This is a genomic window from Arenibacter sp. 6A1 (genome assembly GCF_012272855.1).
Classification (GTDB): Bacteria; Bacteroidota; Bacteroidia; order Flavobacteriales; family Flavobacteriaceae; genus Arenibacter.
Window position 1 is genome coordinate 25,456 of the sequence record NZ_JAAXCQ010000022.1, and the last position, 16,624, is coordinate 42,079.

General features: G+C 38.6%; 14 protein-coding genes. 10 read left to right on the forward strand and 4 right to left on the reverse strand.

Annotation, left to right across the window (positions count from 1 at the left end; translation table 11 throughout):
* Positions 1–34 precede the first annotated feature (34 nt).
* The 3 genes from HCG49_RS16355 (at position 35) to HCG49_RS16365 (ending at position 3,883) form a co-directional block, all read left to right on the forward strand.
* Complete coding sequence (locus HCG49_RS16355; protein WP_168470595.1) at positions 35–1,189, forward strand: 5-(carboxyamino)imidazole ribonucleotide synthase; 1,155 nt, start codon at positions 35–37, stop codon at positions 1,187–1,189.
* 15 nt (positions 1,190–1,204) lie between these two features.
* The gene (gene purE, locus HCG49_RS16360) at positions 1,205–1,696 is read left to right on the forward strand and encodes a 5-(carboxyamino)imidazole ribonucleotide mutase (RefSeq protein WP_168470596.1); all 492 of its coding nucleotides are present in this window, start codon (positions 1,205–1,207) and stop codon (positions 1,694–1,696) included.
* A gap of 150 nt (positions 1,697–1,846) precedes the next feature.
* Positions 1,847–3,883, forward strand: a complete 2,037-nt coding sequence (locus HCG49_RS16365) for a M3 family metallopeptidase (protein WP_168470597.1) — start codon at positions 1,847–1,849, stop codon at positions 3,881–3,883.
* Positions 3,884–3,932: 49 nt separating this feature from the next.
* On the opposite strand, the gene HCG49_RS16370 is transcribed toward HCG49_RS16365, so the two are convergent.
* Positions 3,933–4,289: a rhodanese-like domain-containing protein gene (locus HCG49_RS16370; RefSeq protein WP_205764424.1), complete on the reverse strand. Its 357-nt coding sequence runs from the start codon at positions 4,287–4,289 to the stop codon at positions 3,933–3,935.
* Between the two features lie 74 nt (positions 4,290–4,363).
* On the opposite strand from HCG49_RS16370, the gene HCG49_RS16375 reads away from it, so the two are divergent.
* Positions 4,364–4,924: a sigma-70 family RNA polymerase sigma factor gene (locus tag HCG49_RS16375; RefSeq protein WP_168470598.1), complete on the forward strand. Its 561-nt coding sequence runs from the start codon at positions 4,364–4,366 to the stop codon at positions 4,922–4,924.
* A 219-nt stretch (positions 4,925–5,143) separates the two neighbouring features.
* Here the strand turns inward: HCG49_RS16375 and HCG49_RS16380 are convergent, their stop codons facing one another.
* On the reverse strand, positions 5,144–5,968 hold the full coding sequence (locus HCG49_RS16380) for a hypothetical protein (protein WP_168470599.1): 825 nt from the start codon (positions 5,966–5,968) through the stop codon (positions 5,144–5,146).
* A gap of 137 nt (positions 5,969–6,105) precedes the next feature.
* Here HCG49_RS16380 and gcvP point away from each other — a divergent pair, with 137 nt between their 5' ends.
* The 4 genes from gcvP to HCG49_RS16400 all read left to right on the forward strand — a co-directional run bounded on the left by gcvP (position 6,106) and on the right by HCG49_RS16400 (position 11,806).
* Entirely contained in the window at positions 6,106–8,955 is a 2,850-nt protein-coding gene (gene gcvP / locus HCG49_RS16385) for an aminomethyl-transferring glycine dehydrogenase (RefSeq protein ID WP_168470600.1), read from the forward strand.
* A 168-nt stretch (positions 8,956–9,123) separates the two neighbouring features.
* Positions 9,124–10,185 (forward strand): 3-oxoacyl-ACP synthase III family protein, encoded by a 1,062-nt coding sequence (locus tag HCG49_RS16390; protein ID WP_168470601.1) that lies wholly within the window; start codon positions 9,124–9,126, stop codon positions 10,183–10,185.
* Positions 10,186–10,327: 142 nt separating this feature from the next.
* Positions 10,328–10,855, forward strand: a complete 528-nt coding sequence (locus HCG49_RS16395; RefSeq protein ID WP_168470602.1) for a class I SAM-dependent methyltransferase — start codon at positions 10,328–10,330, stop codon at positions 10,853–10,855.
* Between the two features lie 96 nt (positions 10,856–10,951).
* Complete coding sequence (locus HCG49_RS16400; protein WP_168470603.1) at positions 10,952–11,806, forward strand: glycosyltransferase family 2 protein; 855 nt, start codon at positions 10,952–10,954, stop codon at positions 11,804–11,806.
* Positions 11,807–11,844: 38 nt separating this feature from the next.
* Here HCG49_RS16400 and pafA read toward each other — a convergent pair whose 3' ends face one another.
* The gene (pafA, locus tag HCG49_RS16405; RefSeq protein ID WP_168470604.1) at positions 11,845–13,527 is read right to left on the reverse strand and encodes an alkaline phosphatase PafA; all 1,683 of its coding nucleotides are present in this window, start codon (positions 13,525–13,527) and stop codon (positions 11,845–11,847) included.
* Between the two features lie 114 nt (positions 13,528–13,641).
* Here pafA and HCG49_RS16410 point away from each other — a divergent pair, with 114 nt between their 5' ends.
* Complete coding sequence (locus HCG49_RS16410) at positions 13,642–14,379, forward strand: MlaE family ABC transporter permease (RefSeq protein ID WP_168470605.1); 738 nt, start codon at positions 13,642–13,644, stop codon at positions 14,377–14,379.
* Complete coding sequence (locus tag HCG49_RS16415) at positions 14,379–15,146, forward strand: ABC transporter ATP-binding protein (protein WP_168470606.1); 768 nt, start codon at positions 14,379–14,381, stop codon at positions 15,144–15,146. Before HCG49_RS16410 ends, HCG49_RS16415 begins: the two co-directional genes overlap by 1 nt.
* Before the next feature lie 17 nt (positions 15,147–15,163).
* Here HCG49_RS16415 and HCG49_RS16420 read toward each other — a convergent pair whose 3' ends face one another.
* Positions 15,164–16,624 (reverse strand): DUF389 domain-containing protein, encoded by a 1,461-nt coding sequence (locus tag HCG49_RS16420; RefSeq protein ID WP_168470607.1) that lies wholly within the window; start codon positions 16,622–16,624, stop codon positions 15,164–15,166.

Below are 16,624 nucleotides of genomic sequence, written 5' to 3' on the forward strand. Positions count from 1 at the left end.
CTACAATCACCATAACAAAAGTGAATCAATTCAAATGAACTATTTTTCTTCCGATTTTAAATTAGGAATTCTTGGAGGTGGCCAATTAGGTAAAATGTTGTTATACGAGACTCGTAAATTTGACATCCACACCAAAGTATTAGATCCATCACCAGAAGCTCCGTCCAAAATAGCGTGTAACGAATTTTTCGAAGGCGATTTATTAGATTATGACACGGTATATAACTTTGGAAAAAAGGTTGACGTTTTAACTATCGAAATAGAAAACGTAAATACCAAGGCTCTAGAAAAATTAGAGTCCGAAGGCGTCAAGGTGTACCCGCAAACTGAGGCCTTGCATATTATTCAGAACAAGGCCACTCAAAAATTATTTTATATAGACAACAATATCCCTACGGCTCCTTTTAGCCGCTTTGCTTATACTAGCGAAATTGAAGACAGTGTTGCCAATGGTGGCTTAACTTTTCCTTTTGTGTGGAAGAGTGCCCAATTCGGCTACGATGGCCAGGGGGTAAAGGTCGTTAGAAGTCTTAAAGACTTAGAAGGGCTACCTAATTCGGAATGCATAGCAGAGACTATGATCCCGTTTAAAAATGAATTGGCCGTTATTGTTGTTAGAAACCCAAGCGGACAAATTGTTTCCTACCCTGTCGTAGAAATGGAATTCCACCCAGAAGCCAACCAAGTAGAATACGTTCTTTGCCCGGCAAGGATCAGTGACGAAGTAGCGCAAAAAGCTACTGATGTTGCCTTGAAAGTTTCGGAAAAAATTAAGCATATCGGTATTTTGGCCGTAGAAATGTTCCAGACCAAGGACGATGAGATTTTGGTCAACGAAGTAGCTCCTAGACCTCACAATAGCGGGCACTATAGTATTGAAGCCAGTTACACCAATCAATTTGAACAGCATATCCGTGCTATTTTAGACCTTCCCCTTGGAAGAACAGAAAGCAAGGTGGCCGGAATCATGGTAAACCTAGTGGGTGCCGAAGGATATACAGGCGACGTAGTTTACCAAAATATGGAAGAAATTCTTCAACTAGAAGGTGTTACTCCCCATATTTACGGTAAAAAACAAACAAGACCCTTTAGAAAAATGGGGCACGTTACCATCGTAAACCAAGATATTGCACAAGCAAGAAAAATAGCAGAGAAAGTAAAGAACACTATAAAAGTAATCAGCAAATAAGTAATTATTATAGTTATGAGCAAAGTAGCCGTTGTTATGGGAAGCACCAGTGACCTTCCTATTATGCAGGAAGCCATTGATATTTTAAAAGGATTTGATATCGCCGTTGATGTAGACATTGTTTCTGCCCATCGTACCCCAGAAAAATTATTCGATTTTAGCATGAATGCCCATAAAAATGGATACTCTGTGATCATTGCAGGTGCTGGCGGAGCTGCCCATCTACCAGGAATGGTAGCCTCCATGTCTCCCTTGCCTGTCATTGGTGTTCCGGTAAAAAGCAGCAATTCGATCGACGGATGGGATTCTGTTTTATCTATTCTTCAAATGCCCGGAGGTGTGCCTGTTGCCACAGTAGCCCTTAACGGTGCTAAAAATGCAGGCATATTGGCAGCACAGATAATTGGTAGTGCGGACAAATGTGTTTTAGACAAAATTATTCTTTACAAAGAAGGATTAAAACAAAAGGTAATTGAAGGTGCCGAAGAAGTACGTAAAATAAAGTAATACTATTCCCTGCTATCTTGAACAGCCACGCTTGTAAGCCCTTTGGCTGCAAACAAGGACATTTCGTATATTTTTGTGATTGTTAATTTTCACAAAAACAAGATAGCAGGTATTTTCTCCTCTTGTTATAATCCTAAAAACAAAACAAAAATGAGCAATCCTTTATTGATCCCATTTGATACAGCCCCATTTTCAAAAATAAAAAACGAGCATTTTAAACCCGCTTTTATTGAGGCCATCGCCGATGCCAGGGCAGAAATAGACGCTATATCCCAGGCAAACGAGGCCCCTACTTTTGAAAATACCATTGTTGCTTTAGATTTTTCAGGACAACAATTGGACAGGATTTCTAGTGTCTTCTTCAACCTTAATTCTGCCGAAACCAATGCAGAAATCCAAAAAATAGCCCAGGAAGTATCGCCATTACTTACAGAGTTCAGCAACGACATTACCCTAAACCAAGATTTATTCCAAAGGATAAAAACGGTTTATGATCAAAAAGAAACTTTAGATTTAACCCCAGAAGAAAGCACTCTTCTGGAAAAAAGGTACAAAAGCTTTAGCCGTAACGGTGCTAATTTGCCCGAAGAAAAGAAGAAACGCTTAAGGGAAATTGATGCCGAACTAGCAAAACTAAAATTACAGTTTGGCGAAAATGTATTGGCAGAAACCAATAAATACCAGAAGCACCTTACCCAAGAGTCCGATTTGGACGGTCTCCCAGAAGGAGAAAAGGAGGCAGCGGCTCAACTGGCAAAATCCAAGGACCTGGATGGCTGGTTGATCACACTAGACTATCCTAGTTACATTCCTTTTATGAAATATGCTTCCAATAGGGAACTCCGCAAGGAACTTTCTATCGCGTTTGGCAGCAAAGGGTTCCATCAAGATGCATTGGACAACCAGGAAAACATTTTAAAAATTACTAGGCTGCGCCATGAAAGAGCGGTCTTATTAGGTTATAAAAGTCATGCCCATTTTGTATTGGAAGAACGCATGGCCGAAACCCCTGAGAAAGTATACACTTTTTTAAACGAATTGCTAGAAAAGGCAAAGCCTGCGGCAGAAAGGGAGTTTGCTGAATTAGAGCAATTCGCAAAAGACCTTGATGGTATATCACAGCTAGAGAAATGGGACAGCGCTTATTATTCCGAAAAATTGAAGCAAAAACTATTTAATTTAGATGATGAGCTATTAAAGCCCTACTTTAAATTAGAAAATGTTATTGCAGGGGTATTTAAGGTATCGGAAAAATTGTTCGGTCTACAATTTGAAGAAGTCTTTGATATTGACAAATATCACGAAGACGTAAAAACCTATCGCATTTATGATGCAAAAAAAGAACTAGTAGCCATATTTTATGCAGATTTTCACCCTAGAGCAGGAAAACGCGGCGGTGCATGGATGACCTCCTATAAATCCCAATACCTAGAAAACGGAAAGAATATAAGACCACATATCTCTAACGTTTGTAATTTCACCAAGCCTACCGCTAGCAAACCATCCTTGCTTACATTTAATGAAGTGACCACTTTATTCCATGAATTCGGACATGGATTGCACGGCATGTTGGCCAACACCACCTACCCTAGCCTATCCGGGACTTCTGTATATTGGGATTTTGTAGAATTGCCAAGCCAAATCCTGGAAAACTGGTGTTACGAAAAGGAGGCTTTGAAATTATTTGCTACACATTACCAAACAGGGGAATTGATCCCAATGGAATTGGTAACAAAAATTAAGGAATCATCTACCTTTCAAGAAGGTTTAGCAACCTTACGTCAAATAAGCTTTGGATTATTGGACATGTCTTGGCATGCAGCAGACCCGAGTCATATTACCGATGTTAAGAAACAAGAAGAATTGGCATTTATCGATACCGACCTTTTCCCAAGCATAGCCGAAACCTGTATGAGCACATCTTTCTCCCATATTTTTCAGGGCGGATACTCTTCGGGATATTACAGTTATAAGTGGGCCGAAGTTTTAGATGCCGATGCTTTTGCATATTTTAAAGAAAAAGGCATTTTCGACAAGGAAGTGGCTACAAAATTTATGGACCACGTACTTTCTAAAGGAGGAACAGAAAACCCAATGGTATTATACAAACGCTTTCGAGGCGCTGAACCCAAAATAGAAGCTTTATTGGAGCGCGCTGGGTTATTAGATACTCCCGTAAATAAGTAACGTAAAAAAGCTCATGGCTATGGAAGAAAACAAGGAGAAAAAGAGTGGATTATTTTGCTATCCACGCATCATATCCTCCCGTTAGGTTTATGACGTTCTTGAACCCTAATTTCTTTAATTTTTCCATAGCCATTAAACTACGCCCACCTACTTTACAATACAAGTAGATCGTTTTCTCTTTTTCTATTTTGCTAAAATTAGTCGCAAAATCGGGATCATACCAATTTATATTTACGGCTTCTTCTAAATGACCTTGAGAAAATTCTTGTGGAGTCCGCACATCGACTAAGATGGCATTTTCAAGTAAAGATTGCTCAAAGGATGCTATAGGAAAGTTATTTGTAGTTCCCTGTCCACAACTGAACTGTAGGGCCAAAACTACCAAAACCAAAAATACGGATCTCATTTCATTTATTATTTGATCCAAAAATAAGAAATCATTCTTAGAAAAAATCACTAACTTTTGGGTAACATACGAATATGACAAAGCACATATTACATCCAGACAATTGGGTAGACAACCACTCGGACTACCTCTTTAACTATGCTATAGCTAGGGTTAGTGATGTTGACATTGCGAAAGACTTAGTACAGGACACCTTCTTTGCTGGCCTAAAATCGGCACAAAACTATAAAGGGGAAGCTGCTGAACGCACATGGCTCATTGCCATTTTAAAACGAAAAATCATAGATCACTATCGTAAAATAAACTCCAAAAAAGCACAGGCAACGGTACGGATTACCCCAAAGACCGATAGCGATTTTGACAATAACTTTTTAGAACACCAAGTAGCAGACCCCTTAAGTCTATTAGAAAATAGCGCCATGGAAAATGAAGAATTGGGAGTCGCTATACATGAGTGTATTTCCAAGCTCCCTAAAAAACACGCCCTAGCTTTTTCCTTAAAAACAATACAGGGATTAAGTACCGAAGAAGTCTGTAAGGAGCTGAAAATTAATCCGTCTAATCTTTGGGTAATCATCCACAGAGCAAGAACCTCGCTCATGGAATGCCTTAATAACAATTGGTTCAAGATATGAGTTCATGTAAAAAAGCTGCAATCATCTGCACTAAAAAACAATACCAAGAAGCTACGCTATGGGAAAGAATACAATTTATATTCCACATCAACATTTGCAAGGCATGCAAGGTTTTTTCGAAAAAAAACGGGCAATTGTCCACACTCTGCCATCAGGCCAATCTTAAGTCGCTTCCACCCGAAGAAAAAGAAAGATTAAAGGAATGTTTAAAGAATGAGATTAAATCCAATACCCTAACCCCCAAATAAGTCCCCACCAAAATATAGGAATGGCTTCTACCCAAAAGGAGGCAAAATATGTCGACTGATTTTCTTTGGTATTCCATATCATTGTTCCCAAAAAAATAGCTGCCACAGCTTTAGAGAACAGTTCCAAAGACTGCCAGGAATCCTTGAAAAAAGTCAGCAAGAAAAAAAATAACATTAGGAGCATTCCAAACCTTTTTACCTTTGGAATCCCAAACCGCTGAGGCATTGTTTTTAGTTCGGGAGCGTCATATTTTAAATCCCGTATTTCAAAAGGCAACATTAAGGCTAGCACAAAAAGAAAGCGTTGCCCCCCTTCAATAGCAACATCCCACGATAAAAGACCTTTACCGGGTATCATAGGCAAAAACACCGTTGTCCCCGCCCAAACCATAGCTACAATAAATATTTTCCAGCCCCCTAAGCTCCTTAGATTTTTAGACTTTGGCAACATGGGAATAGCATATAAAGCCGTTGCAAAACCCAATACCATTAAACCTACCAACATATTTACATCTAAGTAAAAAGCATGATAAACAGCGGCTCCCATAGCTATAATACTGATTATCTGAATTTTTCTATGATAGGTTTGGGCAACTAAAATATACTTTTTGGCCTCTACCCCATACTTTACAAAATTATAACAGCTTATAGTCCCGAAAAATATAAAATAGGAAATGTGAACTTCCCTAGGCTTATCAAAAAAATACCAGGTAAGATCTAACAAGGCAAGCACAGCAAAGGATACATGAATACTTGCGTCTAGATAAAAAACGAATAATTGTTTTATCCACTTCATTCAACAAAAGTAGGTAATGTGCTGTTAACCTTTTTATTTCAGAAAAAACTTTATAAATGTTCCACTACAATCCTAACATTTAAAAATAAATAATGAGTATTTTTGCACACCTTAAATTTAGAAAAACAGCTTGAATCATGAGGACAGATGTATTTGCTTTGCGTCACATCGGCATTAGAGAAGAAGACCTTCAACCAATGCTAAAAACTATTAATGTAAAAAATATTGAGCAGCTTATTGTTGAGACTATTCCAGATGACATTCGTCTAAAAGAACCTCTTGATTTGGATGCCCCTATGAGTGAACATGAATATTTATCACATATTCAAAACTTATCGGAAAAAAACAAGGTATTTAAAACATACATTGGTTTAGGATACCATGAAAGTTTTACGCCTTCAGTTATAAAAAGAAATATTTTAGAAAATGCAGGTTGGTATACTGCATATACTCCTTATCAAGCAGAAATTGCCCAAGGCCGTTTGGAAGCTTTATTAAATTTCCAAACCATGATTTCTGATCTAACGGGCATGGAATTGGCCAATGCCTCACTTTTAGATGAGAGTACTGCAGCAGCGGAAGCTATGAGCATGCTTTTTGAAGTGCGCGATAGAGCACAAAAGAAAAATAATGTCGTAAAGTTTTTCGTTTCTGAAGAAATACTACCACAAACACTTTCTCTATTACAAACAAGATCTACTCCTATCGGCATAGAACTGGTTATAGGAAACCATGAAGAATTTTCATTTACAGAAGATTTTTACGGGGCCTTATTACAATATCCTGGCAAACATGGTCAAGTTCATGACTATGCTGCTTTTGTTGCCAAAGCCGCCGAAAAGAACATTAAAGTAGCAGTAGCTGCCGATATCTTAAGCTTAGTATTATTAACCCCTCCTGGAGAATTTGGCGCAGACGTTGTCGTTGGAACCACCCAAAGATTTGGTATACCATTAGGATATGGAGGCCCACATGCCGCCTTTTTTGCTACGAAAGAAGCGTACAAAAGAAATATTCCAGGACGTATCATTGGTGTAACTAAAGACACCGACGGTAAGCGTGCTTTACGTATGGCTTTACAGACCCGTGAGCAACATATTAAAAGAGACAAAGCCACATCGAACATTTGTACGGCCCAAGTATTGTTGGCAGTAATGGCAGGGATGTATGCTGTTTATCACGGTCCAAAAGGCCTTCAGTATATTGCCAACAAGGTGCATAGTGCTGCTGTTACCTTAGCCGATAGTCTGGAGAAATTGGGCTTATACCAACTTAACACTTCTTATTTTGATACCATCGTTGTTAAAGCCGATGCTGCCAAAGTAAAACCTATTGCCGAAAAGAACGAAATTAACTTCTGGTATGTAGATGCCGATACCATCTCTATATCATTGAACGAAGCTACTTCTTTAAAAGACGTACAACTTATTGTTGATGTTTTTGCCGAAGGATTAGGAAAGGACACCTTGATTTTAGACGAGTTGACTACCGACAATAAAATTGTTAGCAGTGTTACTCGTACTTCATCATTCTTAGATAATGTCGTATTTAACTCTTACCATTCCGAGACTGCTTTAATGCGTTACATTAAGCGATTGGAAAGAAAAGATTTAGCGCTTAACCATTCCATGATTTCTTTGGGATCTTGTACAATGAAATTGAATGCAGCCTCTGAAATGCTCCCTTTAAGTATGGCAAGATGGGCTAACATTCATCCATTTGTACCAATAGATCAGGCCGAAGGGTACCAAATTATATTGAAGGAATTAGAGCAAGACCTTACTGTGATTACAGGATTTTCAGGTACCTCGTTACAACCTAATTCTGGGGCTCAAGGAGAATATGCCGGACTAATGGCTATTAGAGCATACCATGAATCAAGAGGAGAAGGTCACAGAAACATATGTTTAATACCTTCATCTGCCCACGGAACCAACCCAGCTTCTGCGGTTATGGCGGGAATGAAAGTGGTAGTTACCAAGACAGATGAAAGAGGAAATATAGATGTGACCGATTTAAGGGAAAAAGCCATCTTGCACAAAGACAATCTTTCGGCTTTAATGGTTACCTACCCATCTACCCATGGGGTCTTTGAATCCTCCATAAAAGAAATCACTAAGCTTATCCATGACAATGGCGGTCAGGTATATATGGATGGTGCCAATATGAATGCCCAAGTAGGATTGACCAATCCTGGAACTATTGGCGCGGATGTTTGCCACCTTAACCTACACAAGACTTTTGCCATACCACATGGTGGTGGTGGACCAGGTGTAGGCCCAATTTGTGTTGCAGAACAATTAGTGCCATTTTTACCTGGGAACCCAGTGATAAAAACCGGTGGAGAAAAAGCTATTACTGCTATCTCTGGAGCCCCTTGGGGATCTGCATTAGTATGTCTAATTTCTTACGGCTATATTAAAATGTTAGGTGAATCTGGCCTTTCTAATTCTACCAGAACAGCCATTTTAAATGCTAACTACATTAAAAACAGCCTAAGCGGGAAATTTGAGGTGCTTTATACAGGTGAAAAAGGAAGAGCTGCCCACGAAATGATCATTGACTGTAGGCCGTTTAAAGAAAAAGGAATTGAAGTTTCCGATATCGCCAAGCGTTTAATGGATTATGGTTTCCATGCCCCTACGGTTTCATTCCCAGTGGCAGGTACCTTAATGATTGAACCTACCGAGAGTGAAAGTGTCGCGGAATTGGACAGATTCATAAGCGCCATGTTATCTATACGAGAAGAAATTGATGAAGCCTCTATAGACAACCCTAACAATGCCCTTAAGAATGCGCCGCATACTTTAGAGATGATTACAGCTGATGAATGGCAACTACCTTACAGCAGACAAAAAGCAGCCTTTCCGTTACCATATATTTCGGAAAATAAATTTTGGCCTAGCGTAAGACGTGTTGATGAAACATATGGAGACCGTAATTTAATCTGTACATGTGCTCCTATTGAAGCGTATATGGAAGCATAAAACCCCTAATAAAATCAAACCTTTACAGCCTTTCAATTTATTTTGAAAGGCTTTTTTTATGCCATTTTTTTTGGCAGAAATAATCTTGAACATCATATATAATCTTATGCACGCATAATGGACAAAGTCATTATATTTATATTTATTCTAATTAATTAGCAACAACCTATGAATATCGCAATTACCGGTACCGGTTCGTATCTTCCATCACTTACTATCGAAAACTCCGATTTTGGTTCTCATGAATTTTTAAACGAGGACGGAACTCCCTTTAAACAGAATAACGAGATTATAATTCAAAAGTTCAAAGGCATCACAGGTATTAAGGAAAGACGCTATGCCAAAGAGAACATTAACAATTCTCATTTAGCCTTTTATGCGGCCGAGAAGGCCATTGCCGATGCTGATATTGACAAGGAGGAGTTAGATTATATCATCTTTGCCCATAATTTTGGAGACGTTTCACATGGAAAAACCCAAGGAGATACGCTTCCTAGTTTGGCAACTAGAGTAAAAAATCTTCTAAAAATCAATAATCCACGCTGTGTAGCCTACGATTTATTATTTGGTTGTCCCGGATGGATTGAAGGCGTTATTCAAGCCAATGCTTTTATAAAAAGTGGTATCGCAAAAAAATGTTTGGTCATTGGTTCTGAAACCCTTTCACGAGTCGTTGACCCCCACGACAGGGATTCTATGATTTATTCGGACGGGGCCGGCGCTACGGTAATAGAGGCCAAAGAAGACGCTGGACAAATTTTATCCCACGCCAGTGCAACCTATGCCAATGATGAAGCCTATTTTCTGTTTTTCGGAGAATCCTACTCAAAGGAATTAAAGCAAACAGACACGAGGTTTATTAAAATGTACGGTCGTAAGATATATGAATTTGCCTGTACCCATGTTCCACAGGCCATGAAAGAATGCTTGGATAAGAGTGGCGTAAACATTACGGAGATCAAAAAGATTTTTATCCACCAAGCCAATGAAAAAATGGACGAGGCAATTATAAAACGCTTTTATAAGCTATTCGGTATGGATATGCCCGAGGGAATTATGCCCATGAATATTGAAAAATTAGGCAATAGCTCTGTGGCCACCATCCCTACCTTGTTCGATATGGTAAAAAATGGAAAAGTAGAAAACCAATCTATTCAAAAAGGAGATATTGTTCTCTTTGCCAGTGTTGGAGCCGGAATGAATATAAACGCTATAGTATATAAAATTTAAGAATATACTTTTTCTATAAAAGTTTCATTGTTATAAAAAATAAACCATAGTCTAACCACTATGGTTTATTTTTTAACTTCGCATGATCCAAAAAGGAATTTCAATTAGCTACAACAGCGAGTCCTTTTAAAATCTGACATCCATGTACGAAAAAACATTCCCGAACAAAAGATTTAAGCACACGCTAAATTTCCTAGAAAAACATATTTCAAAAGATGAAACCATCCTAGATTTAGGGGTAGACAATCCCTTTTCTAAGATCATGAAAGAAAACGGTTATCAGGTAACTAATACCCATGGTGAAGATTTAGATTTGGATTTTTCGACTGTCACAAATGCGAAGGTCGATGTAGTTACCGCCTTTGAAATATTTGAACACTTATTATCGCCACTCAATGTACTCACCCATATAAAAGCCGATAAATTAGTCGCTAGTATACCTCTTCGACTATGGTTTTCCCCTGCCTACCAAAGTAAGACCGACCCGTGGGACAGGCATTACCACGAGTTTGAAGATTGGCAATTTGATTGGTTGTTAGAAAAATCGGGCTGGGAAATTAAGGACCGTGCAAAATGGACCAATCCAGTAAAAAAAATAGGCATCAGACCGCTACTACGATCTTTTACACCGAGATATTATATTATTTATGCAGAACGAAAAGCCCAATAATTGTACATTATCCAAACGTTAGACTTCAAACAATAAAAAAGTCCTTTTTATCTAACTTAACTATACCAAGTACATTCACCTATTGGAATTTAAAAGATGCATTACTACATTATCATACCTGCCCATAATGAGGCATTATTTTTATCGGACACCCTACATTCGATAGTCAACCAAACCCTTCTTCCTAAAAAGGTGGTTGTAGTCAACGATAATTCTACCGATGATACCGAAGGTATTATTGATACGTTTATAGCCTCTTATCCTTTTATAGAGAAATTAAACGCAACATCATCTTCCGTGCATATGCCCGGCAGCAAGGTTATTAATGCTTTTAACAAAGGGCTGCAGCTATTAGACTCTCACTATGACTTTATAGTAAAGTTAGACGCAGATATAATTCTCCCCAATCACTATTTTGAAAAAATAGCTTCAATTTTCCGATCCAACCCCACGATTGGAATCGCCGGAGGGTTTGCCTATGAAGAAGATGTAACGGGCGCTTGGAAATTAAACCACCCTATGGACAAGGACCATGTTCGCGGTGCCTTTAAAGCGTATACCAAAAATTGTTTTACAGCCATAGGCGGACTAAGGAATGCCATGGGATGGGATACCGTAGATGAATTACTGGCCCGTTACCACCGCTTCAACATCTGTACAGACGATACATTGCATGCTAAACATTTACGCCCTTTGGGCAAAGCCTATAATCCTAAGGCTAAATTGCTTCAGGGAAAAGCTATGTATACCATGAGATACGGATTTTGGATTACGTTGATTGCTTCTCTAAAAATGGCAGCAAAGCAAGGTAAACCACAAGCATTTTGGGACAATATAAAAGGATTCTTAAAAGCTAAAAAAGAGAAAAAACCTTATTTAGTGAGTATTCAAGAAGGTGATTTTATACGGCGTCTCCGCTGGAAAAAAATAAAAGCCAAGCTTTTCCGATAACAGAAATGCTTGGCTTATAATATACTTAATGAGCTTTTTTACTCTACAACTTCAATAATAGGTTCTCCTGTAGCTCCAAAAGGAAAAGCTATTCCCAATAAAGCAGAAATAGTAGGCGCTATATCCGGAATTTCGGTTCTCTTTACAGTGCTACCATTTTTAATGCCCTTTCCAAAAAACAACAAAGGTGCGTGGGTATCGTATTTCCATGGAGATCCATGGGTAGAGCCTGTCCTGGCATAACTAGCACTACCTGGTTTTAGCACTAATACAACATCGCCCGAGCGTTTTGCATTATACCCATTTTGAATGATATTAGGTATACCGACAGTGTACTCGTTTTGTAACAATTGATGCGCTGTAAAAACCTGATGTATTTCTTTATTCTGTAATAAATGCTTCGCTACAGCCTCCTGAACAGCCACCAAATTAAGATTTAAATTTTCTACTACTTCATGATTCAAAAACACCTGATTATTAGAAAAATTACGAACCAAGTCCACTGTACCATAAGTATCTTTTAAATACGTGTTAAGTTCCTCTTTAACAGCTCTAAAATCTACGTAGGAACCAGGAAGCTTATTGTCCTGAAGATATGCTGGCACATGCACTCCGGCATGATCAGATGTCAAGAAAACTGTATACTCCCCTTTACCTACTGTCTTGTCAAGAGAATTAAAAAGACGTTCAAGCTCTAGATCCAAGCGAACATAGGTGTCTTCTATTTCTTTGGAATTTACGCCATACTTATGGCCTACATAATCCGTACTAGAATAACTAACTGCCAGGAAATCTGGAATATCATCTGTTCCCAAAGCCTCTTCTTTTACCGCTGCCAAAGCAAAGTCTGTGGTTATATTGCTACCATAAGGAGTTCCCTTTAAAATAGAATATTGTCCATTTTCATCCCAGTATGCTTCCAAGTCATGAGGAAAGGTAGGGCTAGTCTGTCCTTTAAAAAGCCCTTCATAAGCATTGTCGTCGGATCCGCTTGCCGTATAGGTTTTTATATCCTTTAAAGTGGTCCATGGTTTTTTATACTTATCGACACTTCTTGCCGTATTAAAATCGGATACCCATTTTGGCAATTCATCCATATAGTAAGAACTAGTAATCCAATTACCTTCATTTTCCCCATGGAACCAATAGGCCGCATTTGCCGAATGTCCTCCTGGCAATACAGCTCCCCTATCCTTTAAGGAAATTGCAATTACCTTACCGCGCATTTGGGTATGCAATCTCAATTGATCCGTAAGGGTTGTCGATGTCATCCTATGAGGAGACATCTCTCCGGCCTTGGAGGCCGTTCCAACAGAGGAATATGCCGGATCTCCTGCACAATACACGCTTTTATCCGACTCTTTATCGTACCAGTCATTCCCGATTATTCCATGACTGGACGGTGTTGCTCCGGTATATACGGAAGCATGACCAGGCCCTGTATAGGTTGGGGCATAGTTAAAGTGATTATTTTTGCAATTAAACCCTTCTTGAACCATGCGTTTAAAACCACCGTCCCCGTATTGGTGCCAAAAACGACTTAAGTAGTCGTATCTCATTTGATCTACCACAATACCCACTACCAATTTTGGGGTAGTCGCAATAGCAAGCTGTTCGTGACTATCAGTTTTCTGCTTTATTTTTCGCTGGGCGTTCAGCACCCCGACATTAAAGCTCAAGAAAAGAAGAAAATAAAATAAATGGAACTTTCTATGACACATATATCTATAAATTTAACCACCAAAAATATAGAAATAAATCCTTTAATATTTTAAATCAAGGTTAAATGACATCTAATATTGTTATTTTTACAGTCATAAGCATATTTTTACTGCATGAATTACATCGCATCAATTGGCAGCTATTTTATCATGATTAGGGAGGTTTTCAAAAAACCTACAAAATGGCCCATAATGAGGAAATTAATTTTGAAAGAAATAGATGAATTAATTTACGGCTCTCTCGGGATTATTATTTTTATCTCCTTTTTTATCGGAGGGGTTGTCGCCATTCAAACGGCATTGAATATTACAAATCCGTTGATTCCTCGTAACCTTATTGGTTTTGCCACACGGCAATCGGTGATTTTAGAATTTGCGCCCACTTTTACCTCCATTATCATGGCCGGGAAGGTAGGTTCTTATATTACTTCCAGTATCGGTACTATGAGGGTTACCGAGCAGATCGATGCCTTAGAAGTAATGGGGATCAACTCTCTTAACTATTTGGTGTTCCCCAAGATTATTGCCATGTTATTATATCCTTTCGTGATTGCCATTGCCATGTATGTTGGTATTTTCGGTGGATGGATCGCCGGTGTTTTTGGCGGGTTTAGTTCTAGTGCCGACTTTGTAGAAGGTATTCAGTTAGATTTTATTCCTTTTCACGTGGCCTATTCTTTTATAAAGACTATTGCTTTTGCCCTCATTATAGCTACCATCCCTTCATTTCACGGATTTTACATGAGAGGCGGAGCCTTGGAAGTCGGTAAGGCTAGTACGACCTCTTTCGTGTGGACCAGTGTGGTTATTATTATTGTAAATTATGTACTCACCCAATTATTATTAGGATAATGATCAAAGTAGACGATATACATAAATCTTTTGGGGAAGCCCATATTTTAAAAGGTGTGAGTACTCAGTTCGAGAAAGGAAAAACAAACCTTATCATAGGGCAGAGCGGATCTGGTAAAACTGTATTCCTAAAGTGCCTGCTAGGGCTATTTTCACCTGATAAGGGAAATATTATTTACAACGGTAAAATATATAGGAACCTAACAGGGGATCAACAAAGGAATTTAAGACAGGAAATAGGCATGGTATTTCAGGGAAGTGCCTTATTTGACTCTATGACCGTAGAAGAAAACGTTATGTTTCCTTTGGACATGTTTACAAAACAATCGAAATCCGAAATGCAAGATAGGGTCAATATCGTTTTAAGAAGGGTCAACTTAAAAGATGCCCACCACAAATATCCTTCCGAAATCTCAGGAGGTATGCAAAAAAGGGTTGCTATTGCCAGGGCTATTGTCATGAACCCCAAGTATTTATTTTGTGACGAACCAAACTCGGGACTCGATCCTAAAACAGCCATCCTTATAGACAACCTCATTCATGAAATTACCCAAGAATTCGATATCACTACAGTCATTAACACTCATGATATGAACTCTGTTATGGAAATCGGAGAAAAAATTGTTTTCCTAAAAAATGGTTATAAGGAATGGGAAGGTAGTAATAAAGAAATATTCAAAACAGACAACAAAGCCGTTACCGACTTTGTTTATTCATCTGATTTGTTTAAAAAAGTACGTCAAATGTATTTGGAAGAGCGAAATTAAAGCGGATGTTCACCGCTTTAATTCAATTCTTTTTTCACCTGAATCTTAGGGTCCTTTAAGCGCAATTGCAACCATTTCGATAATTTTTCGGACTGCTCATTCATCTGCCTTTCCGAAAGTCCAGCCTTCCATTTTACACGAAATACAGGAATAGTATCTAGGGTATTGAAGTCAGTCGAAATAGTATAGGCAAAAGCTATGCTTGCCATATTATCATAATTCAATTTGGCCTCAGCACTAATATCTTGGAAAGGAATTTGCTTTTCCGCCATTTTATTCAATTTAGTCACCTCACCCCTCAACACCTGAATCTGCTGTTCCCTGCTTAACAATTCTGTCTTTTGGGATTCGTACAGTTCGTTTACATATTTCATCTGGTCTAATTCCAAATTCTTAGATCCCTGGACGATTTTTAATTCGGTATTCTTCAATTTCGCATAACTATCTTTTTGGGCATTCCATGTCGCTATCACGTTCTCCGGTATAGGTTCACTCCCCATAAAAACTAACTCGATAAATCCGTTTACCCCATGGTTATATTGGATTTCCGTTAAATTTTCCAAATACCTTCCTTCCCCTGGCAATTTATAAGGAACGATATTTTTCTTCACAAAATCTTTTGCATCCTTTCTAAATATCGATTCCTGAAACACATCATAAAAAGTAAATCCGGCTGGGATCATAACTGCAACAGCTACTATAGAAGCCATTCTAGCAATAAATCTCCTTCGTTGAGAATTGGCATAACGCACCATTGGGAAACGCAACACTTTAATCACTAAAAAGGTTGCTAAACCAATAAATATGGTATTGATAGTAAAAAGGTACATTGCCCCAGTGGCATAACTAAAATTTCCAATCGCCAAAGCAAAACCAACGGTACAAAGAGGAGGCATTAAAGCCGTAGCAATCGCCACTCCAAAAATAACACTGGCAATGGTTCCTTTCTTTGCCCTAGCTATTACCAAGGCCAAGCCTCCAAAAAAAGCAATGAGCACATCCCTTATATCTGGAGCGGTACGGGCCAACAATTCCGAAGACTCATCCCGTAACGGAAAAAAGTAAAAAAACAAAAAGGCGGTAAATACACTAAGCACAACCATCACCGTAAAGTTTTTTATAGAACGTCTTAAAGTGTCTATATCATTAATCGCTAAGGACAGCCCTATTCCCAAAATAGGCCCCATTAGCGGAGAAATTAACATCGCTCCAATAACCACTGCTGTAGAATTGGCATTTAATCCGACGGAAGCTATAAAAATAGAACATATTAAAATCCACGAGGTATGCCCTTTAAAGGGGATATCGGCTATAATAGACTCCTTAGTAGCCTCCTGATCTGTATTTTGCCTAATATCCAATAAGTCGACAAGAAATACCTTTATCCCTCCTAAAAGCCCCTTTAAATCCTTTTTTATTTCTTGTTTGTTTTCGTCAGCCAACCGCTTCTCTCTATCTTGTTCTGTATTTTCTTTCAT

Bases quoted from the DNA above. Each gene is read 5' to 3' on its own strand.
- HCG49_RS16400 (WP_168470603.1), top strand. From the start codon at position 10,952: ATGCATTACTACATTATCATACCTGCCCATAATGAGGCATTATTTTTA.
- HCG49_RS16370 (WP_205764424.1), bottom strand. From the start codon at position 4,289: ATGAGATCCGTATTTTTGGTTTTGGTAGTTTTGGCCCTACAGTTCAGT.
- HCG49_RS16390 (WP_168470601.1), top strand. From the start codon at position 9,124: ATGAATATCGCAATTACCGGTACCGGTTCGTATCTTCCATCACTTACT.
- HCG49_RS16415 (WP_168470606.1), top strand. From the start codon at position 14,379: ATGATCAAAGTAGACGATATACATAAATCTTTTGGGGAAGCCCATATT.
- HCG49_RS16375 (WP_168470598.1), top strand. From the start codon at position 4,364: ATGACAAAGCACATATTACATCCAGACAATTGGGTAGACAACCACTCG.
- HCG49_RS16365 (WP_168470597.1), top strand. From the start codon at position 1,847: ATGAGCAATCCTTTATTGATCCCATTTGATACAGCCCCATTTTCAAAA.
- HCG49_RS16410 (WP_168470605.1), top strand. From the start codon at position 13,642: ATGAATTACATCGCATCAATTGGCAGCTATTTTATCATGATTAGGGAG.
- pafA (WP_168470604.1), bottom strand. From the start codon at position 13,527: ATGTGTCATAGAAAGTTCCATTTATTTTATTTTCTTCTTTTCTTGAGC.
- HCG49_RS16355 (WP_168470595.1), top strand. From the start codon at position 35: ATGAACTATTTTTCTTCCGATTTTAAATTAGGAATTCTTGGAGGTGGC.
- HCG49_RS16380 (WP_168470599.1), bottom strand. From the start codon at position 5,968: ATGAAGTGGATAAAACAATTATTCGTTTTTTATCTAGACGCAAGTATT.
- HCG49_RS16395 (WP_168470602.1), top strand. From the start codon at position 10,328: ATGTACGAAAAAACATTCCCGAACAAAAGATTTAAGCACACGCTAAAT.
- gcvP (WP_168470600.1), top strand. From the start codon at position 6,106: ATGAGGACAGATGTATTTGCTTTGCGTCACATCGGCATTAGAGAAGAA.
- HCG49_RS16420 (WP_168470607.1), bottom strand. From the start codon at position 16,624: ATGAAAGAAAATACAGAACAAGATAGAGAGAAGCGGTTGGCTGACGAA.
- purE (WP_168470596.1), top strand. From the start codon at position 1,205: ATGAGCAAAGTAGCCGTTGTTATGGGAAGCACCAGTGACCTTCCTATT.